Origin of the sequence: Mycolicibacterium bacteremicum (assembly GCF_002086115.1) — a bacterium.
GTDB lineage: Bacteria > Actinomycetota > Actinomycetes > Mycobacteriales > Mycobacteriaceae > Mycobacterium > Mycobacterium bacteremicum.
Map to the genome: position 1 here is coordinate 1 of NZ_MVHJ01000007.1, position 21,400 is coordinate 21,400.

Annotated in this window: 18 protein-coding genes; 11 read left to right on the plus strand and 7 right to left on the minus strand. The window is 68.0% G+C overall.

Going from position 1 to position 21,400, the window contains the following annotated elements; all coding sequences use genetic code 11:
- Nucleotides 1–184: 184 nt before the first annotated feature.
- Nucleotides 185–682, minus strand: a complete 498-nt coding sequence (locus tag BST17_RS10010; RefSeq protein WP_083057570.1) for a methylated-DNA--[protein]-cysteine S-methyltransferase — start codon at nt 680–682, stop codon at nt 185–187.
- Nucleotides 682–2,172, minus strand: a complete 1,491-nt coding sequence (locus tag BST17_RS10015; protein WP_083057926.1) for a DNA-3-methyladenine glycosylase 2 family protein — start codon at nt 2,170–2,172, stop codon at nt 682–684. The genes BST17_RS10010 and BST17_RS10015 overlap by 1 nt, the downstream gene beginning before the upstream one ends.
- 189 nt (nt 2,173–2,361) lie before the next feature.
- On the opposite strand from BST17_RS10015, the gene BST17_RS10020 reads away from it, so the two are divergent.
- Entirely contained in the window at nt 2,362–3,015 is a 654-nt protein-coding gene (locus BST17_RS10020; protein WP_083057927.1) for a DedA family protein, read from the plus strand.
- Here the strand turns inward: BST17_RS10020 and BST17_RS10025 are convergent.
- Nucleotides 3,004–3,204, minus strand: coding sequence for a hypothetical protein (locus BST17_RS10025; protein ID WP_133053530.1), 201 nt, complete (start codon nt 3,202–3,204; stop codon nt 3,004–3,006). The two genes, BST17_RS10020 and BST17_RS10025, sit on opposite strands and share 12 nt — an antisense overlap.
- A gap of 97 nt (nt 3,205–3,301) precedes the next feature.
- On the opposite strand from BST17_RS10025, the gene BST17_RS10030 reads away from it, so the two are divergent.
- Entirely contained in the window at nt 3,302–5,299 is a 1,998-nt protein-coding gene (locus BST17_RS10030; RefSeq protein ID WP_083057574.1) for a hypothetical protein, read from the plus strand.
- 22 nt (nt 5,300–5,321) lie between these two features.
- Nucleotides 5,322–6,611 (plus strand): glutaminase A, encoded by a 1,290-nt coding sequence (gene glsA / locus BST17_RS10035; RefSeq protein WP_083057575.1) that lies wholly within the window; start codon nt 5,322–5,324, stop codon nt 6,609–6,611.
- Here the strand turns inward: glsA and BST17_RS10040 are convergent.
- The gene (locus BST17_RS10040; RefSeq protein WP_083057577.1) at nt 6,608–8,224 is read right to left on the minus strand and encodes an adenylate/guanylate cyclase domain-containing protein; all 1,617 of its coding nucleotides are present in this window, start codon (nt 8,222–8,224) and stop codon (nt 6,608–6,610) included. The genes glsA and BST17_RS10040 overlap by 4 nt on opposite strands.
- 46 nt (nt 8,225–8,270) lie before the next feature.
- On the opposite strand from BST17_RS10040, the gene nucS reads away from it, so the two are divergent.
- Together nucS and BST17_RS29640 are read left to right on the plus strand one after the other, a co-directional pair.
- The gene (gene nucS / locus BST17_RS10045) at nt 8,271–8,945 is read left to right on the plus strand and encodes an endonuclease NucS (protein ID WP_083057578.1); all 675 of its coding nucleotides are present in this window, start codon (nt 8,271–8,273) and stop codon (nt 8,943–8,945) included.
- 16 nt (nt 8,946–8,961) lie between these two features.
- Nucleotides 8,962–9,246 (plus strand): Rv1322 family protein, encoded by a 285-nt coding sequence (locus BST17_RS29640; RefSeq protein WP_083057580.1) that lies wholly within the window; start codon nt 8,962–8,964, stop codon nt 9,244–9,246.
- A 6-nt stretch (nt 9,247–9,252) separates the two neighbouring features.
- Here the strand turns inward: BST17_RS29640 and mce are convergent, their stop codons facing one another.
- Entirely contained in the window at nt 9,253–9,729 is a 477-nt protein-coding gene (mce, locus tag BST17_RS10055) for a methylmalonyl-CoA epimerase (protein ID WP_083057581.1), read from the minus strand.
- An 84-nt stretch (nt 9,730–9,813) separates the two neighbouring features.
- Here mce and BST17_RS10060 point away from each other — a divergent pair, with 84 nt between their 5' ends.
- The 3 genes from BST17_RS10060 to BST17_RS10070 all read left to right on the plus strand — a co-directional run bounded on the left by BST17_RS10060 (nt 9,814) and on the right by BST17_RS10070 (nt 12,342).
- Nucleotides 9,814–10,995, plus strand: coding sequence for an acetyl-CoA C-acetyltransferase (locus BST17_RS10060; RefSeq protein ID WP_083057583.1), 1,182 nt, complete (start codon nt 9,814–9,816; stop codon nt 10,993–10,995).
- A gap of 65 nt (nt 10,996–11,060) precedes the next feature.
- A complete protein-coding gene (locus BST17_RS10065; protein WP_109750080.1) occupies nt 11,061–11,441 on the plus strand; it encodes a DUF3817 domain-containing protein in 381 nt (126 codons plus the stop codon).
- Between the two features lie 13 nt (nt 11,442–11,454).
- Nucleotides 11,455–12,342: a tetratricopeptide repeat protein gene (locus BST17_RS10070; RefSeq protein WP_083057584.1), complete on the plus strand. Its 888-nt coding sequence runs from the start codon at nt 11,455–11,457 to the stop codon at nt 12,340–12,342.
- Nucleotides 12,343–12,439: 97 nt separating this feature from the next.
- On the opposite strand, the gene glgB is transcribed toward BST17_RS10070, so the two are convergent.
- Nucleotides 12,440–14,656 carry a 1,4-alpha-glucan branching protein GlgB gene (gene glgB, locus BST17_RS10075; RefSeq protein WP_083057586.1) on the minus strand — a complete coding sequence of 739 codons (2,217 nt, stop codon included), beginning with the start codon at nt 14,654–14,656 and terminating at the stop codon, nt 12,440–12,442.
- A gap of 8 nt (nt 14,657–14,664) precedes the next feature.
- A complete protein-coding gene (locus tag BST17_RS10080) occupies nt 14,665–16,734 on the minus strand; it encodes an alpha-1,4-glucan--maltose-1-phosphate maltosyltransferase (protein ID WP_083057587.1) in 2,070 nt (689 codons plus the stop codon).
- Nucleotides 16,735–16,952: 218 nt separating this feature from the next.
- On the opposite strand from BST17_RS10080, the gene glgP reads away from it, so the two are divergent.
- From glgP to BST17_RS10095, 3 genes are all read left to right on the plus strand, one after another.
- Nucleotides 16,953–19,547, plus strand: coding sequence for an alpha-glucan family phosphorylase (gene glgP / locus BST17_RS10085; RefSeq protein WP_083057589.1), 2,595 nt, complete (start codon nt 16,953–16,955; stop codon nt 19,545–19,547).
- Nucleotides 19,548–19,650: 103 nt separating this feature from the next.
- Nucleotides 19,651–20,514 (plus strand): Vgb family protein, encoded by an 864-nt coding sequence (locus BST17_RS10090; protein ID WP_083057590.1) that lies wholly within the window; start codon nt 19,651–19,653, stop codon nt 20,512–20,514.
- 113 nt (nt 20,515–20,627) lie between these two features.
- A complete protein-coding gene (locus BST17_RS10095) occupies nt 20,628–21,389 on the plus strand; it encodes an MspA family porin (protein ID WP_083057592.1) in 762 nt (253 codons plus the stop codon).
- The last annotated feature ends 11 nt before the right edge of the window (nt 21,390–21,400 follow it).

The following is a 21,400-nucleotide window of genomic DNA, read 5'->3' on the forward strand; positions in this document are numbered from 1 at the left end:
CCCGGAAGCTAAGCCTACCAGCGCCAATGATACTACCCAACAGGGTGGAAAAGTAGGACACCGCCGAACACACATTAAGTCCGCGGCCCTCCAATGCACATTGGAGGGCCGCGGCATTTGTGTTTTTCGGGGGTATTTCGAAGAATGGCGTCACAAACAATGCCCGTTGCGAATTCGCACGTATTCAGTCGAACAGGGTGAATTCCGATCGACTTTTCTCCATATCGAGTAGCGACCGCTTACGATCCAATCCGCCGCCGTATCCGGTCAGGCTTCCGTTGGCCCCGATGACGCGGTGGCACGGCACGATGATGCCGATCGGATTGTGCCCATTGGCCAACCCCACGGCCCGGAACGCCGTCGGCGATCCGACCTGTGCGGCGATCTGTCCGTAGGTCCGCGTCTGGCCGTACGGAATCGTCAGCAATGCCTCCCAGACCTTGCGCTGAAACGGCGTCCCCGCCAGGTCGAGATCGAGATCGAACTCGGTGAGCTCGCCGGCGAAGTACGCCTGCAGCTGTGCCGCAGCGTCCGAGAAGGCGTCTTCGTCGATCTCCCAGCCATCGCGGCTGGGCTCATAGGTTTGATCCTCCATCCGCAGATGCCGGAGCCGACCACCGGTGCCGGCCAGCGTGAGCACGCCGACCGGACTCTCGACCACACGCATTCGCATCCCGGTCATCATCTCTCCTGCTGGTGTGGCGGCCATTCGTTGACCGCGTGGTCGAGTGAGGTCCACAGGTGCTGGGTGGCGTATGCCCGCCACGGGCGCCACCGGGTGCTGAGTGCGGTCAACTCTTCTGCCTTGTCCGGTAGGCCCAACGCCTTTGCGGCCAGCTTCACGCCCAGGTCGGTAACCGGGAATGCATCCGGATCGCCGAGGCCGCGCATGGCGATCAGCTCCGTGGTCCACGGTCCGATGCCCGGCAGAGCGGTCAGCGCGGCCCTGGCCCGGTTCCAGTCCGCTCCGCTGTCGAGTTCGACGTCACCGTCGGCCATCGCCCTGATCAACGTTGTCAGCGTCCGACGCCGGGAATGCGGCATGGCGAGCGACTCCGGGTCGATGGCGGTCAGCTGCTCGGTCGTGGGGAAGACGTGGGTGAGCCCGCCCCCGGGGTCGGTGACGGTGGTCCCGTGCGCCTGCACCAGCCGGCCGGCATGCGTACGGGCTGCCTTCACCGACACCTGCTGGCCCAGCACCACCCGCACTGCCAGCTCCTCCTCATCGGGCGAGCGGGGGATCCGCTGTCCAGGTGCCTTGGCCACCACCGCGCCCAGCGCCGGGTCGGCGCCGAGGGCGTCGACGACGGCAGCCGGATCGGCATCCAGATCGAGCATCCGCCGGCACCGGGCGATCGCCGCCGACAGATCTCGCAGATCGTCGACGAGCAGCCGGCAGTGCACGTGGTCGGGGTAGGGCGTCAGCGCGACGATGCCCGCACCCGATGGCAACCGGAGGGTCCGCCGGTAGGCGCCGTCGCGGACCTCTTCGACCCCCGCGACCGCGCTCGCTCCCAGATGGCCGAAGACACCCTCGTAGGCGAACGGGGTGCGCACCGGCAGGCGTAGCGAGAGCCACCCGGCACCCGAGCGGCTCCCCGGACCGCGAGCGCGGGCCCGGTGGCGTAGCTCGGTGGGCGTCGACGCGCAGATGGTGCGAAGGGTGTCGTTGAACTGTCGGATGCTGCGGAAGCCTGCCGCGAACGCGACGTCGCTGAACGGCAGGTCGGTGGTCTCGATGAGGACCCGCGCGGTCTCGGTGCGTTGGGCACGCGCCAACGCGAGGGGATTGGCGCCGACCTCGGCCAGCAGCATCCGCTCCAGTTGTCGGGTGGTGTAGCCGACGCGTTCGGCCAACCCGGTGACACCGCTGCGGTCCACGGTGCCATCGGCGATCAGGCGCATCGCGCGAGCCACCACGTCGCTGCGCACATTCCATTCCGGCGAGCCCGGCGAGGCGTCCGGGCGGCATCGCTTGCAGGCCCGGAAGCCCGCCTGCTGCGCGGCCGCGGCGGTCGGATAGAACCGCAGATTGCGCGCCAGCGGTGGGCGAACCGGGCAACTCGGTCGGCAATAGATGCCGGTCGTCAGCACGGCCGTCACAAACCAGCCGTTGAACCGGGCGTCCTTGGACTGCACCGCCCGGTAGCAGCTGTCGAAGTCGTCGTGCATGCTCTCACCCTTACACCCGGACACCGACAGCACTGGCGGGAAACCGACATCGATGTGATGTCGACCGATCTTGCTGAGTCGGTCCTCAGCGGCCTGTCGGCACACTGGAGAGGTCCGAGATGTCGCGGTCGACGCCGCTTGCGGCGGGTACCCCTCGGAAATCCCATGAGAAGCGAGGAGTGGCGCAGCATGACCTCTCAACAGGAGGCCATTGAGCTCGACGGCATCGCCGGTTGGTCGGTGGACATGATGGAGACCCTCGGCGGTCCCGGCGCCGGCCTGGCGATCTTCGTCGAGAACCTGTTCCCGCCGATTCCCAGCGAGGTGATCCTGCCGATGGCGGGATTCGCTGCCCGCCTGGGCGAACTCTCGCTGCTGGGCGCGATCATCTGGACCACGGCCGGGTCGGTGCTGGGTGCCTGGATGCTGTACGGGCTGGGGGCGTGGCTGGGGCATGACCGCATCCGTCGCATCGTGTCGCGGATGCCGCTGATGGACGGCGCCGACGTCGACAGGACCCGGGACTGGTTCGACAAGCACGGTCACAAGGCGGTGTTCTTCGGTCGCATGCTGCCGTTGTTCCGCAGCTTCATCTCCATCCCGGCCGGGATCGAGCGGATGAACTTCACGGTGTTCACCATGCTGACCGCGCTCGGCAGCCTGATCTGGAATTCGGTGTTCGTGCTGGCCGGCTATCTGCTCGGGGCGAACTGGCATCTCATCGATCCCTACGCGGCGACGCTGCAGTACATCGTGCTCGCCGCGGCGACCACCGCGGTCGGCTGGTTCATCTGGAAGCGGCTCCGTAGTCGCCGCGCCGAGACCGCTGACTCAGCGGCCTGAACCGACCAGCCCGTCCGGCTCCTGGGGTAGTGGCGGGGAGAACGTCGCCGAGGACGGCGGCAGCAGCACCGTCGGCGGGGCATGCATCGGCGCAGGTTCGACCGAGTCCACCTCGGGCAGTCCGCGCGCGCAGGCCGAACCGGCGAGGACGAGCACAGCCGCGGTCATGAGGGCCGGCACCGGTCGCATGCGTCCATTGTCGCCCATTGAAATCCTGCTGCCGTTTTCTGACCCGCCGGGCGGTCCGTCGCTGCTATAACGAATCCCAGGCCAGGGAGGTGCGGCGATGAGCGCGGTGTTCATAGGTCGGGTGGGCGCCCTTGCGGTCGCCCTGGGCGTCGGGTCGGCGATAGCGGGCGGCACCGCCGTCGCGACGGCCGAGGGCACCGACTCTCGTGCCGGCAGCGGCTCGAATGACACGAGCTCCGCCGGGGTTTCGAACAGCTCGACAGAATCGACCGCGACACCCGCCCGGACCGCGCGAGCATCCGAGTCCGAGTCGAAACCCCAGTCCGAGGCGAAACCCCATCCCGAATCGAAATCCGAGGCTGAGTCCGGACCCGAGTCCGAATCCGAGTCCGGATCCGAGGCCCAGGCCGATCTGACGGCGCCACGCAGCACCGGGGCGGCACCACAGCGCACGACCACGCCGCGCACCCGCTCGGTCCGCACCGCTCGTGCCCCCGAGCTCACCGATACCCTCGCCGACGGCAACGACCCGGTGCCGACACCGGCCGACGCCGCGGCGGCGGCCACGCTCGGCGCCGCCCGGCGGGAAGTGGGCCATGACGCCGCGGAGAAGACCGCGCTGGTCTCGGTCGCCTCGACGGTGACCCCCGGCGCCGCGTTGACCGCCGCCGACGCGACGGTACAGCCTGCGGTGGCCGGCAGCAGTCCACTGGGCACACCGCAGCAGTTGGCCGCCGAGCGGCTGGCGCAGCGCATCGCGAACTCGATCCCGGTCAAGCTCGTCAAATTGTTCCTGAAAGCGGGTTTCACCACCGCCGCCCACCGGCAGTTCGACCGGGTCGGTGGACCCGACCAGGAAAATTTGGCCCGCCTGGACGCGGCGGTGAACGCGTACGCCATGGCGGCGGCCTTCCAGCAGCAGCTGCTCAACTCGGCCAGACCGACCGTCGTCATGCAGGTCGCACCGCCGCATACCTGGTACGGCCAGTCGGTGGGGGCCTCGCGCATCCTCTATGACAACCCGGACACCATCTACCGCTTCATGGGTGTCAACGGCGCCTCCTCCTATGTCATCACCGGCAAGTTCGCTGATCCCGACAACCTGCCCGCCGACACCAGCTTCAGCGTGCTCACCGGACTGACCGGCAACACCGCGGCGGTGCTGACCAAGGATCAGCTGGTGCTCGGGCCCGATGGCAGCTTCACCATCACCGTCGACCGCACCCCGGCCGGTGGCCGCACCAACCATCTGCAGCTGACCGCCGACACCACCATCATCGCGACCCGGAACACACTGTCCGACTGGGCAACTCAGACGCCGATGAGCCTGGAGATCACCCGGGTGGGTGGTCCGCCGAACAGTCTGTTCAGTCAGCTCGGCGGGTTCGCGATCCCCGGTATCGGCCCGACGGTGGTGCGCAATCCGGTGCTGACCAAGCTGGTCTCGCTGATTCCGCCGCTGCCATATGTGCCCACGGTGCTGCGCGGCGCCGTGGCAGCGGTCATCATGACCCTCGGCGTGCAGCGCGAGGAGACCTACATGAAGGTCGCCACCACCGACCCGAGCACCGGTGAGCGCATCGACCCCAACGTACTGAAAAACCCGACCCGCAATGCCGAGTTCCTGGCCACCCAGTTGCAGAGCGCCGGGTACTTCCAGTTGGCCGATGACGAGGCCCTGGTCATCACGATCGATCGCGGCAGCGCCGGGTATTTCGTCGTGCCGGTCACCGACGACTGGACGGTCACCGAGGACTACTGGAATGAGCAGACCAGCCTGAACAACGCCCAGGCCGAGGCCGATGATGCCGGCGCAACCACGTACACGATCGTGGTGTCGCCGGGCGATCCGGGAGTGGCCAACTGGGTCTCCACCGGCGGGCTGAACCAGGGCACCATCTCCATCCGCTTCCAGGATCTCGATCCCGACGCGGTCGGTCTGCCGACGGTGAACGCCAGGGTGGTCCGGCTGCAGGATCTGCCCGCCGAACTGCCGCCGGCCACTCGGTTTCTGACAGCGGCCGAGCGGGCCACCCAGATCGCCGCGCGCAAGGCCGCTTTCGATCTGCGCTTCGCGCCGTATCCGCAGCCCTGAGCGCTCCACCTAGAATCCAGTCGTGTCCCAGCTGGTGCAGAACTACCTCGACCGGATCCGCCACGAGTATCAGAGCGTCGACGACGGAGAGCTGGCGGACTACATCCCCGAACTGGCCCGGGTCGACCCGGCCGGCTTCGGCCTGGCGCTGTCCTCGGCGGACGGGTATGTCTACCAATCAGGGGATGCGACACGAGAATTCACCATCCAGTCGGTCTCGAAGCCGTTCACCTACGCCCTCGCGCTGGACAAATCGGGGCCCGCGGCGGTCGATGCGAAGATCGGTGTGGAGCCCACGGGTGAGGCCTTCAACGAGATCAGCGTCGACCCGGCCACCAAACGACCCAAGAATCCGATGATCAACGCCGGCGCCATCGCCGCGGTGGCACTGGTACCGGCGTCCTCGGCCGAGGAACGTTTTGCGCTCATCCGGGACTATTACTCGGCCTTCGCCGGCCGACGGCTCGAACTCGACCACGATGTCTACGCCTCGGAGCAGGCGACCGGTAACCGGAACCGGGCGATCGCCTACATGCTGGCCAGTTTCGGTGTGCTCGACGGTGATCCGGACGAGGTTCTCGACGTGTATTACCGGCAGTGCTCACTGAAGGTCACCGCGGTCGACCTGGCCCGGATGGCCGCGACCCTGGCGCGCAGCGGGGTGAACCCGCTGACCGGGCGCCGGGTCACCGATGCTGCCGTGGTCCGCCGCACGCTGTCGGTGATGGTGACCTGCGGTATGTACGACGGGGCCGGCGACTGGGTCACCGAGGTGGGCCTGCCCGCCAAGAGCGGGGTGGGCGGTGGAGTGCTGGCAGTGCTTCCCGGACAGTTGGGCATCGGAACCTACTCACCCCTGTTGGATCCGAAGGGCAACAGCATCCGCTCGGTGTTGTTGTGCCGCAGGCTTTCCGAGGAGCTCGGCCTGCACTTTCTGACGGTGTCGCGGGACTCGCGGGCCACCATGCGGGCGAGCTATGAGCCGCGTCCCGGCGTGCGGGTTTTCGAGACACACGGTGATCTGCTGTTCCCGGGAGCCGAGCAGGTCGTCCGCACCATCGAACGGGCTTGTGCCGAGCTGGATGTCGCGATCCTGGACGTGTCGCGCATCGACGACATCGATTCTGCGGCCCGCAGGATGTTCGCCGGTATGGGCGCCGAGCTGCGGGCGCTGGGCAAGCTGAGCTATCTCGTCGACCCGGACGGCATCGTGACACCCGAGGACGCGGATACCCGGTCGCTGTACGAGCAGATCCGGTTCCGCACCGTCGAGGACGCCGTCGCGGCCGCGACGGCCGGGCTCGCCCGCTAGTCGGCGTGCTGATGCGGTACGGCCAGCCGGGTCGGCTCGTCGAGGCCGCGCAGGGTAATCTGCTCGCCCAACGACCAATGCGCCCGCTCGGATTCGGACGCATTCTCCACGGTGTCGGACGAGGCCACCAGGTGGCCGGGCACCGTCTTGGAGTGTTCGCACAACCGCGCGGCCTCGTTGACGGGCTCGCCGATCACGGTGTATTCGAAACGCTCCTTGGCTCCGACGTTGCCGGCGACCACCTGACCGGCGGCCACCCCGATCCCGGCATCGAGTTCGGGTACCTCGGCACGCAGCCGCTCGGCCATCGCCCGCGCGGCCGACAGGGCCTCGTCCTCGGCATTGTCCAGTGAGACCGGTGCGCCGAATACGGCCAGCACCGCATCACCTTCGAACTTGTTGACCAGGCCGTGGTGTCGATCCACCTCGTCGACGACGACGGCGAAGAAACGGTTGAGCAGTTCGACGACCTCGACGGCAGGCCGGCTGGTCACCAGCTTGGTGGAACCGATGATGTCGATGAAAATGACTGCGGCATGGCGTTCCTCGCCACCGAGCTGGGGCCGTTCCTTCTCCGCCAGCAGGGCCACCTCCCGGCCCACATGCCTGCCGAACAGGTCACGCACGCGCTCGCGCTCGCGTAATCCGTCGACCATGGAGTTGAATCCGCGCTGCAGCTGGCCCAGTTCGGTGCCGTCGAACACCACCAGGTTGGTCTCCAGGTCACCGCGTTCCACCCGGTTGAGCGCCGAACGGACCACCCGCACCGGAGTCGCGGTCAGCCAGGCCAGGATCCACATCAGGATGAAGCCGAAGACCAACGCGAACAGGGCCAGGATCATCACCGCCACGGCGAACTGAGTGGGCGAGACGATCTGTATCGAGAGCGTGATGATGGCCGCCAGCAGGATGCCCAGCACCGGCACCCCGGAACCGAGCGCCCAGACCGTCAGCGTCCGGCCCATGATGCCGGGCGCGAAACGGCGCGGCGGGGGACCGACCTCCAGCGCCTGCGCGGCGACCGGTCGCAGTGCGAACTCGGTGAAGAGGTAGCAGCTGGCCGACACCACGATGCCGGGGAAGCTGATACCGAGCAGCACCTTGGGCACGTAGTTGGTGTCCTGCAGGCCGTACAGCAGGGTGAGCAGGACGGTGCCGCCACCCCACAGGGCGAGCAGCACGCGGGTCAGCCGCCAGGGCGCGAAAAAGGTGTTGCTCTGGTCCTTGGGCGTCGGGACCCGTTCCTCGATGGCCCACCGGACGGTCTTGATCACCCGGTTGGTCGCCCAGACGACACCGATGATGAAGGCCAGCACGATGTAGGAGGGTGCGACCGCGAAGGTGATCCAGAGGACCTTGTCGTCGAAGACGCTGGGCACCGGGAAGGTGACGGTCACGACCAGGATCGCCACGCCGACGCCGATCAGGTTGGCGCCGAGGGCGAATGTGGTCAGGATCGTCTGGATCCGTACCCGGCGCCGACGCTGGGTTTCCGAGACCCGCCCGAGAATCCACGAGCCGTACTCCGGGGTGTTCGGTACCCGACCGCTCTGGTCGGTCACCTTCTCCAGCACCTGACCGAGTTTCTGCGCCCTGCTCTTCTTGGCCGTCATCGTGGCGTCAGCCTAGTGACTCGGGTGAAACATCTATGGTGGTTCGGTGCGCCTCGTCATCGCCCAGTGCACCGTCGATTACGTCGGACGCCTCACCGCCCATCTCCCGTCGGCCCGTCGGCTGCTGTTGTTCAAGGCCGACGGCTCGGTGAGCGTGCACGCCGATGATCGTGCCTATAAGCCGTTGAACTGGATGAGTCCGCCGTGCTGGACCACCGAGCAGAGCGCCGACGGGGGCGCCTTGCTGTGGGTGGTGGAGAACAAGGCCGGCGAGCAGCTGCGTATCACGCTGGAGGACATCGAGCACGATTCCAGCCATGAGCTCGGGGTGGACCCCGGTCTGGTCAAGGACGGCGTCGAGGCGCACCTGCAGGCGCTGCTCGCCGAGCACGTCGAACTGCTGGGAGCGGGCTTCACCCTGGTGCGCCGGGAGTACATGACCGCCATCGGTCCGGTCGATCTGATGTGTCGCGACGAGGCCGGGCGGGCGGTCGCGGTGGAGATCAAGCGGCGCGGCGAGATCGACGGTGTCGAACAGCTGACCCGATATCTCGACCTGCTCAACCGCGACACCGTGCTCGCCCCGGTCAGCGGTGTGTTCGCCGCCCAGCAGATCAAGCCGCAGGCGCGCACCCTGGCCGAGGACCGCGGAATCCGTTGTCTGATATTGGATTACGACAAGATGCGCGGGCTCGACAGCGACGAGTTCCGGCTGTTCTGATGGCGCACTGCTCGTAATGGGACGCCGTAATCGGTCCCGCCGTGAGCCGGACCGGCCACCACCGGCGCTGCACACGCGACGGGTGGAGACGGGCCCGGACGGTTTCGATCACGAGGTGCGATCGGTCCCGGCGTCGCGCGCCGACAAGATTTATCGGTGCCCGGGTTGCGATCACGAGATCCGACCCGGCGTGGCGCACATCGTGGCGATCCCACTCGACGACGTCGAGGACCGCCGACACTGGCACACTGCGTGCTGGACCAATCGATCCCGGCGCGGGCCTACCCGGCGGTGGTCGTGAGAACGGTCAGTGTTCGGCCGCGGCGTTGGGCTCGACCAGTTCGATCAGCACGCCGCCGGCATCCTTGGGGTGGATGAAATTGATCCGCGAATCCGCGGTGCCGCGCCGGGGTGCGTCGTAGAGCAGCCGGACACCGTCGGCGCGAAGTTTCTCCGACAGTGTGTCGATGTCACTGGTGCGGTAGGCGAGTTGCTGCAGACCCGGACCGTTGCGGTCGAGGAACTTGGCGATGGTGGACTTCTCGTCCAGCGGAGCCAGCAGCTGGATCTGGGCGCTGCCCTTCGCGGCGCCGCGCACCGACAGCATCGCTTCGCGGACGCCCTGCTCCTCGTTGATCTCCTCGTGCAGGACGATCATGCCGAGGTGGTCGTGGTACCACTTGGCTGCCGCGTCCAGGTCGGGCACGGCGATACCCACGTGATCGATGGCGGTCACCAAGGCGCTGGCGAGCGCCGGGCGGGCATCGGCGTGATCGGTGGTCATAGGGTAAAGGTAACCTGATTCAGCGCTTTTTAAGCCTGTGTGATAGGCCACACTAGGCCGTTACGAAACCCTTGGAGGATGCAAATGACGACCTCGGTGATCGTTGCCGGTGCCCGTACCCCGGTGGGCAAACTGATGGGGTCGCTGAAGGACTTCTCGGGCAGTGACCTGGGTGCCATCGCGATCAAGGGTGCCCTGGAGAAGGCGGGTGTGGACGCCGGTCTGGTCGACTACGTGATCATGGGTCAGGTGCTGACCGCCGGCGCCGGGCAGATGCCCGCCCGCCAGGCCGCCGTCGCCGCCGGCATCGGCTGGGACGTACCCGCGCTGACCATCAACAAGATGTGCCTGTCCGGTATCGACGCCATCGCCCTGGCCGATCAGCTGATCCGTGCCGGCGAGTTCGAGGTCGTCGTCGCCGGCGGTCAGGAGTCCATGAGCCAGGCCCCGCACCTGCTGCCCAAGAGCCGCGAGGGCTACAAGTACGGCGATGCCACGCTGGTCGACCACATGGCCTACGACGGTCTGCACGATGTGTTCACCGACCAGCCGATGGGTGCGCTCACCGAGCAGCGCAACGATGTCGACCGGTTCACCCGCGCCGAGCAGGACGAGCTGGCCGCCCAGTCCCACCAGAGGGCCGCGGCCGCCTGGAAAGACGGCGTGTACGCCGACGAGGTTGTGCCGGTGCAGATTCCGCAGCGCAAGGGCGACCCGATCGAGTTCACCGAGGACGAAGGCATCCGGGCCAACACCACCGCCGAGTCGCTGGGCGGCTTGCGGCCGGCCTTCCGCAAGGACGGCACCATCACCGCGGGCTCGGCCTCGCAGATCTCCGACGGCGCGGCCGCGGTGGTCGTGATGAGCAAGGCCAAGGCCACCGAGCTCGGCCTGGACTGGTTGGTCGAGATCGGCGCGCACGGTGTGGTCGCCGGCCCGGACTCCACGCTGCAGAGCCAGCCCGCCAACGCCATCAAGAAGGCCATCGCCCGGGAGGGCATCACCGTCGACCAGCTCGACGTCATCGAGATCAACGAGGCATTCGCCGCCGTGTCGCTGGCCTCGACCAAGGAGCTCGGGGTCGACCCGGCCAAGGTGAACGTCAACGGTGGCGCCATCGCGATCGGCCACCCGATCGGTACCTCGGGCGCGCGGATCACCCTGCACGCCGCGCTGGAGTTGGCGCGCAGGGGTTCCGGCTACGCCGTCGCGGCCCTGTGTGGCGCGGGTGGCCAGGGTGACGCACTGGTGCTGCGGAGGCCCTGACCGCTGAGAATGCCCTCAGTTTGATCAACGACGCAATGTAGTAGCTGGCGCCGCACTCGGGCACAATGGCGCCCATGGCAAACAAGTATGACCTCCGCAGCGCTGCGGGCTGGTTCCGGATCGTCGCGATCGCCGAGGCGCTCAGCTGGGCGGGCCTGCTGGTCGGGATGTACTTCAAGTACCTGGCGGGCTCGCCCACCGAGGTCGGCGTGAAGATCTTCGGGCCCATCCACGGCGGCGTCTTCATGGCGTTCGTCGTGGCTGCCGTGGTGGTCGGTATCCAGCGGAAGTGGAACGTCATCACCTGGGCGCTGGCGTTGCTGGGCAGCATCGTGCCGCTGGGAAGTGTGATCTTCGTCATCTGGGCCGACAAGCTCGGCCGGATCGATGGCGTCGCGTCGCGCACGGTCGCCACCGGCACCGTGACGACTCAAACCGCGGCGTGACAAACTTGGGGGCGTGACACGACCACGCCCCACTGTCGGTCCGGCGCTCGCCGGTGCTTTCGATCTGTCGGCCCTGAAGGCGCCGCCGCCGGGCCGCGAGGGTGCGGCCACGGTGCCGGCCGGCGCGGTGGAGGTCACCGAGGCCAATCTCGAAGCCGAGGTGCTGGCCCGTTCCGGTGAGATCCCCGTCGTCGTGCTGCTGTGGACCCCGCGCAGCGATGCCAGCGTGCAGCTGGCCGACACGCTGGCCGCGCTGGTGCAGGAAGACGGCGGCACCTGGTCGCTGGCCACCGTCAACGTCGACACCACCCCGCGGGTGGCGCAGATGTTCGGCGTGCAGGCCGTTCCGACCGTCGTGGCCCTCGCCGGTGGTCAGCCGATCTCCAGCTTCCAGGGGCCGCAGCCGGCCGAGCAGTTGCGGCAGTGGATCGACTCGCTGATCAGCGCCACCGCAGGCAAGCTCAGTGGCGTCCCCGAGCAGGGCGAGCAGACCGACCCGGCGCTGGAGCAGGCCCGGGCCTATCTCGACGACGGTGACTTCGACGCCGCGCTGACCGCGTACCAGGACATCCTGGCCGCCAAGCCCAACGACGCCGAGGCCACCGGCGCCATCCGCCAGATCACATTCCTGCAGCGGGCGACCACCCGCGCGCCCGAGTCGCCGGCCCTGGCCGACGTTGCGCCCGGCGACGTCGAGGCCGCGTTCGCCGCCGCCGATGTCGAGATCCTGCAGCAGAACGTCACGGCCGCCTTCGACCGGCTCATCGAGCTGATCAAGCGCACGGCCGGCGACGAGCGCACGGCGGCCCGCACCCGGCTCATCGAGCTGTTCGATCTCTTCGATGCCGCCGACCCCGAGGTGATCGCGGGGCGCCGCAAGCTCGCCAACGCGCTCTACTGATATCCGCGAGCTGGGGGACCACCCGCTTGCGGGGGAACGCGCGTGCCCCTGAAATCCGCGGAAATCAGGGACACACGCGTCTGCTCGTGAAGGGCGGCTACGGCTCGGGGGCGGGATCCGGTACGGGTTCGAACCACAGCGCGGCCAGCGGCGGCAGCGCCATCACCGCGGAGGCGGGACGGCCGTGCCAGGGCTCGGCGGTCGCCTCGACTGACCCGTAGTTGCCGATGCCCGAGCCGTTGTAACTGGTGGCATCGGTGTTGAGGACCTCGCGCCAGGTGCCGGCCTGCGGCAGTCCGAGCCGGTACTGGGCGTGCTCGGCGCCGGAGAAGTTGAACACGCAGGCCAGCATCGAACCGTCGTCGCCGAATCGCAGGAAGCTCAACACATTGTTCGCCGAATCGTTGGCGTCGATCCACGAGTAGCCCTCGGGCACCGTGTCACGTGACCACAACGCGCGCCGATCGCGGTACAGGCCGTTGATATCGGTCACCAGTTGCGATATGCCGGTGGAGAAGCTGTTCTCGGACAACTGATACCAGTCCACGCCGCGCTCCTCGGACCACTCGGCGCGCTGGCCGAACTCCTGGCCCATGAACAGCAGCTGCTTGCCCGGGTGCGCCCACTGGTAGGCGAGCAGACCGCGCAGGCCGGCCGCCTTGGTGTGGTCGTTGCCCGGCATCCGGCCCCACAGCGTGCCCTTGCCGTGCACCACCTCGTCATGGCTGATCGGCAGCACATAGTTCTCGCTGAACGCATACAGCATGGAGAAGGTGATCTCGTGGTGGTGATAGCTGCGGTGGATGGGATCACGCTTGATGAACTCCAGCGTGTCGTTCATCCAGCCCATGTTCCACTTCATCGAGAAGCCAAGGCCGCCAAGGTTCGTCGGCCGGGTGACACCGGGCCACGATGTCGATTCCTCGGCGATGGTGACGATTCCCGGGGAGATCTTGTGCACGGTGGCATTCATCTCCTGCAGGAACTGCACGGCCTCCAGGTTCTCCCGGCCGCCGTAGATGTTGGGCGTCCAGCCGTCCGCGGGCCGTGAGTAGTCCAGGTAGAGCATGGAGGCCACGGCGTCGACCCGCAGGCCGTCGACATGGAATTCCTGCAACCAGTACAGCGCGTTGGCCACCAGGAAGTTGCGCACCTCGGCTCGGCCGAAGTCGAAGACGTAGGTGCCCCAGTCGAGTTGCTCACCGCGACGGGGGTCGGAGTGCTCGTAGAGCGGGGTTCCGTCGAAGCGGCCCAGCGCCCAGGCGTCCTTGGGGAAGTGCGCGGGCACCCAGTCGACGATGACGCCGATACCGGCCTGGTGCAGCGTGTCGATCAGGTAGCGCAGGTCATCGGGGGTACCCAACCGCGGCATCGGCGCGTAGTACGAGGTGACCTGGTAGCCCCAGGAACCGCCGAACGGGTGGGCGGCCACCGGCAGCATCTCGACGTGGGTGAAGCCCTGCTCGACGACGTAGTCGACCAGTTCGGTGGCCAACTCGCGATAGGACAGCCCGGGCCGCCAGGACGGCAGGTGCACCTCGAGCGTGCTCATCGGCTCGAACACCGGGTTCTTCAGCGCGCGCTGGGCCATCCAGTCCTCGTCGGCCCAGGTGTAGTCGCTGACCGTGACCCGCGAGGCCGTCTGCGGGGGAACCTCGGCGGCGAATGCCATCGGGTCGGCGCGGTCCACCACCGAGCCGTCGGCGCCGTGCACCCGGAACTTGTACAACCCATCGACGGGGAAGCCGGGCCAGAACACCTCCCAGACGCCTGAGGAGCCCAGGCTGCGCAGCGGCGCCTCGTTACCGCCCCAGTGGTTGAAATCGCCGATCAGCGTGACGCCCTTGGCATTCGGCGCCCAGACCGCGAACGACACACCCTCGACCGGACCGTCGGGGGTGCCGTAGGTGCGTGGATGCGCGCCCAGTACCTCCCACAACCGTTCGTGCCGGCCCTCGGCGAACAGGTGCAGGTCGATCTCGCCCAGCGTGGGCAGGAACCGATAGGGGTCGGCCACGGTCACCGGGTCGGAGTTCGGGTACTGCACCTCGAGCCGGTAGTCGGCCAGCTCGGTGAACGGCACGGCGACGGCGAACAGACCGCCCTCGACGTGCTCGAGCGGATGTCGTTGTCCGCCGATCAGGGCGGTCACCGATTCGGCGTTCGGCCGGTACGCACGAATGACGGTGTGGTCTCCGTATTCGTGCGCACCCAGGATCGAGTGCGGATCGTGGTGCTCGCCGGCGAACAGCCGGCCGAGGTCGGCGTCCGATGGCCGCAGATGGCCATTGGTCACGGGATTGGTTCTGGTCACGGTTTTCCTCACTCCCTACGCAACAGGTTGAGTCGGGCGTCCTGCGGTATCAGCGGCATGTTCAGCACGTGCGCGACCGCTCGGCTGGGTTCCAACCGGACGTAGTTGCTCTGGCCCCAGTGATACTCCTCGCCGGTGATCTCGTCACGGACCCAGAACTGGTCGTAGGGCTCCATACCCAGTGCGCCCATGTCTAACCACACGGTGCCGTCCTCCGCGCCGAACGGGTTCAGCGTCACCACCACGAGCACGCAGTCGCCGGTGAGGGGGTCGAACTTGCTGTAGGCCAGTAGCGCGTCGTTGTCCACGTGGTGGAAATGGATGGTCCGCAGCTGTTCCAGCGCGGGGTGCAGGCGACGGATCTCGTTGAGCCGGCTCAGGAATGGCTCCAACGAATTACCCGCGGCGAGGGCGGCCTCGAAGTCGCGGGGCCGCAACTCGTATTTCTCCGAGTCCAGATACTCCTCGCTGCCCTCGCGGACCGCCTGATGCTCGTAGAGCTCATAACCCGAGTACACGCCCCACACCGAGCTGAATGTCGAGGCCAGCACGGCGCGGATGGCGAACATGCCCGGTCCGCCATGCTGCAGACTCTCGTGCAGGATGTCCGGGGTGTTGACGAAGAGATTCGGGCGCGCCACATCGGCGTACTCGGCGATCTGCTGGCCGTACTCGGTCAGCTCCCACTTGGCGGTGCGCCAGGTGAAGTACGAATAGGACTGGGTGAAGCCCAGTTTGGCCAGACCGAACAGTCGTGCCGGACGGGTGAAGGCCTCGGCCAGGAACAGGACGTCGGGATCGTCGTTCTTGACCTTGCCGATCAGCCAGGCCCAGAAGTTCGGCGGCTTGGTGTGCGGATTGTCGACCCGGAAGATCTTGACCCCGTGCGACACCCAGTAGCGGACCACCCGCAGGACCTCGGCGTACAGACCGGCGGGGTCGTTGTCGAAGTTGAGCGGATAGATGTCCTGGTACTTCTTCGGCGGGTTCTCGGCATAGGCGATGGTCCCGTCGGGCAGCACCGTGAACCACTCCGGATGGGACTGGGCCCACGGGTGGTCGGGCGCGCACTGCAGCGCCAGGTCCAACGCCACCTCCAGGCCCTGATCCCTTGCGGCGCCTACGAAGTCGTCGAAATCGTCGATGGTGCCGAGGTCCGGATGGACGGCGTCGTGACCACCCTCGCTGCTGCCGATCGCCCACGGTGATCCGACGTCGCCGTCCAGCGCGGTGACGGTGTTGTTACGACCCTTGCGGTGCACCGTGCCGATCGGGTGGATCGGCGGCAGATAGACGACGTCGAAGCCCATCCGTGCCACCCGTGGCAGCTCCTTGGCCGCGGTGGCGAAGGTGCCATGTACCGGCCTGCCCTCGGTGTCCCAACCGCCGGTGGACCGCGGGAACAGCTCGTACCAGGAGCCGAACCGGGCCAGTGGACGGTCGACCCAGATGCCGTACTGCTGGCCGCGGGTGAGCAGCTCCCGCAGCGGGAACCTGTGCAGCAGGTCGGCGATGCCGGGGGACAGGGCCGCACCGGCGCGGACGAACGGGTCACCGGGTTGGCGCAGCGCACCGGCGGCATCGAGCAGCGGTTGGCGGTGCTCGCGGGGCATCCCGGCGACGGCACGTTCGAGCAGTTGGGCCCCGACGATCAGGTCGTTGGACAGCTCCGACTCGCCCTGACCGGCGTCGAGCTTGGCGATGACACCCTTGCGCCAGGTGGCGATCGGGTCACCCCAGCCGTCGACCCGGAAGGTCCACATGCCGACCTGGTCGGGGGTGAACTGACCGTGCAGGACATCGGGGGTGCGCCCCGGTGACATCGGCAGCAGCAGGGGCTTGATCCGCGGCGGCGTCACCGGCGCGGGTGCCTCGGGCGGGATGCCGGGCGGGTCGTCGACCAGCCGCGGATATGCCGTCCCGTGATAGCGGACCACCAGGGTGGCGGCCACCGCGTCGTGGCCCTCCCGCCACACCGCAGCCTTGATCGGCACCACCTCGCCGACCACCGCTTTCGCCGGGAACCGGCCATTGGACAACACGGGCGCGACGTCGTCGATCTCGATTCGACCGGCCACCCACCAACTCCTCACTGGTGCGGCCGCCCATTTCGGTGACCGCGATCCGTCTTGTTCTGCTTCATGACTCGACGCGCTCGATACCGACTCTGAGTACCCAACCTAGTGTGAGGAACACATCGCCGTGCGTGATGGAGTCACTCCCGGTGATCCGTGCAACATCTCGTTGGCCACAACCTGCCCCGCCACCCGCTCGGTTGTCGGTAGGGTGAACTGGCGTGAAAGCCCTGAGACGATTCACCGTCCGAGCCCACCTTCCGGAACGGCTTTCAGCACTGGAGCGACTGTCGGTCAACCTGAGATGGTCCTGGCACACGCCGACCCAGAAGCTGTTCGCCGAAATCGACCCGCGGCTGTGGCAGCAGGTCGGCGCCGACCCGGTGGCCCTGTTGGGTGCGGTGCACCCGCAGCGCCTCGACGAGCTGGCCGCCGATGATGAGTTCACCCGGCAGGTCGACGCGTGCGCCGACGATCTGGACGACTATCTGAGCCGGCCGATGTGGTACCAGCAGCAGCTCGACGCCGGTCGGCAGTTCCCCAACGGCATCGCCTACTTCTCCATGGAGTTCGGCGTGGCCGAGGTGCTGCCCAACTATTCCGGCGGCCTGGGCATCTTGGCCGGCGACCACCTGAAGTCCGCATCGGATCTGGGCCTGCCGTTGATCGCGGTCGGTCTGTACTACCGGTCCGGGTATTTTCGGCAGTCGCTGACCGCCGACGGTTGGCAGCACGAGAACTACCCGTCGCTGGACCCGCAGGGCCTGCCGCTGAGGCTGCTCACCGACGGGTCCGGGCAGCCGGTGCTGGTCGACCTGGCCATGCCCGACGGCGCCCGGTTGTACGCCCAGGTGCTCGTCGCCCAGGTCGGTCGGGTTCCGCTGCTGCTGCTCGACTCCGACATCGGCGAGAACGAGCACGATCTGCGCGGGGTCACCGACCGGCTCTACGGCGGTGACCAGGAGCACCGGATCAAGCAGGAGCTGCTGGCCGGTATCGGCGGGGTCCGGGCCATCCGGGCCTTCACCGAGGTCGAGGGGCTGCCCGCGCCGGAGGTGTTCCACATGAACGAGGGGCACGCCGGCTTCCTCGGCGTCGAGCGCATCCGCGAACTCATCGAGGCCGGGCTGGATTTCGACACCGCGCTGACGGTGGTCCGCTCATCGACGGTGTTCACCACCCACACCCCGGTCCCGGCCGGGATCGACCGGTTCCCGGTGGAGATGGTGCGGCGCTACTTCGGCGGCACCGACCTGGTCTCGCGGCTGCTGCCGGGCGTTCCGCTGGAACGGGTGATCGCCTTCGGAGCCGAAGAGGACGCGTCGAAGTTCAACATGGCGCACATGGGGTTGCGGCTCGCGCAGCGCGCCAACGGTGTCTCGCTGCTGCACGGCGAGGTGAGCCGGGAGATGTTCAACGGACTGTGGCAGGGCTTCGATCCGGCCGAGGTCCCGATCGGATCGATCACCAACGGTGTGCATGCGCCCACCTGGGCGGCACCGCAGTGGGTCGATCTGGCCCACGAGCTGATCGGGGAGGACCTCGGTTCGCTCAGCGAGGCCGAGACGTGGCAGCGCCTGCAGCAGGTCGATCCGGGCCATCTGTGGTGGATCCGCTCCCAGTTGCGCTCCCTCCTGGTCGAGGATGTGCGCGCCCGGCTGCGTCGGTCGTGGCTGGAACGCGGTGCATCTGAAGCCGAACTCGGTTGGATCGCAACGGCGTTCGACCCCGAGGTGCTGACGGTGGGGTTTGCCCGGCGGGTGCCGACATACAAGCGGCTGACCCTGATGCTGCGTGACCCGCAGCGCCTCGAGCGGTTGCTGCTGGATCCCGACCGTCCGGTCCAGCTGATCGTCGCAGGTAAGTCGCATCCGGCCGACGACGGCGGCAAGTCGCTGATCCAGCAGATCGTGCGGTTCGCCGACCGGCATGAGGTACGGCACCGGATCGCCTTCCTGCCCGACTACGACATGTCGATGGCCCGGTTGCTGTACTGGGGTTGCGATGTGTGGCTGAACAATCCGCTGCGTCCGCTGGAGGCCTGCGGTACGTCCGGCATGAAGAGCGCGCTCAACGGCGGGCTCAACCTGTCCATCCGGGACGGATGGTGGGACGAGTGGTACGACGGCGAGAACGGGTGGGAGATCCCCACCGCCGACGGGCTGGCCGACGAGACCCGCCGCGACGACATCGAGGCCGGCGCCCTCTACGACCTGCTGGAGACCTCGGTGACCCCGCGGTTCTACGACCGCGACGAGCGCGGGGTGCCGGTGCGGTGGGTGGAGATGGTGCGCCACACCCTGCAGGCGCTGGGCCCGAAGGTGCTGGCCTCCCGGATGGTGCGCGACTACACCGAGAAGTACTACGCGCCGGCGGCCGGCTCGCTGCGCGCCACGCTCGAACCCGACGACGACGATGTCCCGTTCGGGGCGGCGCGGCAACTGGCCGCCTACCGCAAGCGGGTGGAGCAGCAGTGGCCGCTGATCGAGATCACCGATGTCGACAGCTACGGGTTGCCGGACACCCCGCTGCTGGGCAGCGAGCTCACCCTGACCGCCACCGTGGATCTGGCCGGACTGGCACCCGAAGAGGTTGTGGTGCAAGCGGTTCTGGGCCGTGTCGACGGTGGCGACAACCTGCGCGACCCGGTGACGGTGCCGATGGACCATACCGGTGGCGCCGACGGTGGGCGGCAGGTGTTCTCCACCACCACACCACTGCCGGTGGCCGGCCCGGTCGGTTATACCGTGCGGGTGCTGCCGCACCACCGGTTGCTGGCCGGGGCGAACGAACTCGGGCTCGTCACGCTGGCATGATCAACCCGGTTTTCTGGGCGGCGAAACCCGCGTACCCGGGTTCGGGTGTCGAGGTTTCACCCCCGGTACGCGAGTTTCACCGGGCGTGGGGAGCGGGTGGCAGATGAGCAGGATCACCGAGGTGGCGGTTCCCGGCGGCCCGTACGCGCTGGCGGCCGGCCCGGACCGGGCGATGTGGGTGACCTGCGTGCACAGCGGGCAGATCGCCCGCGTCACCGATGCCGGTGAGCTGACGGTGTTCGACGTGGCGCCGGACAGCAAGCCGGAGATCATCGTCGCCGGACCCGACGGCGCGCTGTGGTTCACCCGTAACGGGGACGACCGGCTCGGCCGCATCACCACGTCCGGCGTGCAGAGCGAGATCGAACTCGGTTCCGGCAGCGCACCTTTCGGGCTGTGCACGGGCCCGGACCGGGCGCTGTGGTTCACCACCATGACCTCGGGCATGGTCGGCAGGCTCGATCCGGCCGACGGGCGGATCGAACTGCACCCGGTCGGCGGCATGCCCGCGATGATCACCGCCGGTCCCGACGGTGCGCTCTGGTTCACGATGAACCAGCGCAGCGCCGTCGGACGGCTGGATCTGTCGGGCGAGCTGACCGTGCGCGAACTGCCCACCCGTGCCGCCGGCCCGGTCGGTATCACCGCAACCCACGACGACGCGGTCTGGTTCACCGAGATCCTGGCCGACAAGCTCGGCCGGATCCCGACCGACGAGGCCATCCAGGAACTCGACCTACCCGGTAAGCCGCACGCCGTGGTGGCGGATCCGACCGGTGGGGTCTGGGTCAGCCTGTGGGGCGCGGACCAGATCGCGCGGGTGGACGCCGACGGCGATGTCGACGCCATCGACCTGCCGGCCGGCAGCGAACCGCACGGACTCGCGATCGCCGCGGACGGATCGCTCTGGGTGGCGCTGGAGAGTGGACTGGAGCACGGCAGCGTGCTGCGCATCCCGCTGGGCTGACCCGCCGGGTCGGTACGGGCCGTGTCTTTGTCGTGGCCAGACGGTTATATAGGCGATGTAAGTTCCTCGAGGTGCCCAGAGATGGACGGCCCTTCGCCCTGCTTGCGGTGGTGATGACCGCGGCGATCGCGTGCGCACCCGGCGTGCTGGCCGATCCGGGTATCGACCCGGCCGAACCGGACGTCGACCCGGTGTTCGCGCCGGCCATCGACCCGGCCCTGGAGCCGCCGCTGAGCCCGGTAGTCCAACCCGCGGCGGTGGCGCTGCCGCCGCCACCGGGCCCGCTACCACACGGGTCGGTGTCCTCGCCGCCGCCGGTGACCACCCGGACGCCGGACGGGTGGACGCTGACCCTGTCGGCGGCCGACGAGACCCAGCTGGTCAGAGCTCCGCTGACGACCGCGATATCGTCGCGCAGCTACGTCGTGGGCGGCACGTTCCGGGGCAATATCACCGGACCGGCGGACGGGCCGCCGCCCGAGGGCGTCATGGAGGTCGGCTACCAGATCGGCTGCGGTATCGACATGAGCACCTCGAACGGTGTGACGCTGACCGGCACGGCGGGGGTGACCCCGTCGGTCGGGTTGGCCGGTGTCGACGTCGCCGATCCCGCACTCGACGGTCTGGTGCCGGTGCTGACGACGCCCGTCACCGGTGGTGTCGCGGTCGGCCTCAAGCCGGGGATCATCAATATCGTCCCGGTGACCGAGAAGGAATTCAGAGGCGCCGACCCCTGGGTGTTGGTGAGCAACTTCCAGGTGAAGATCGACGGCTGCGTCGGGCAGTCGTTCATCCGCTCGTATGCGTTCCTGACCCGGTCCACCGACGAGTCCGACGCGGTGTTGGCCTACTACGGCGAGACGAAGGTGGTCTGAGGCTCGTCGGT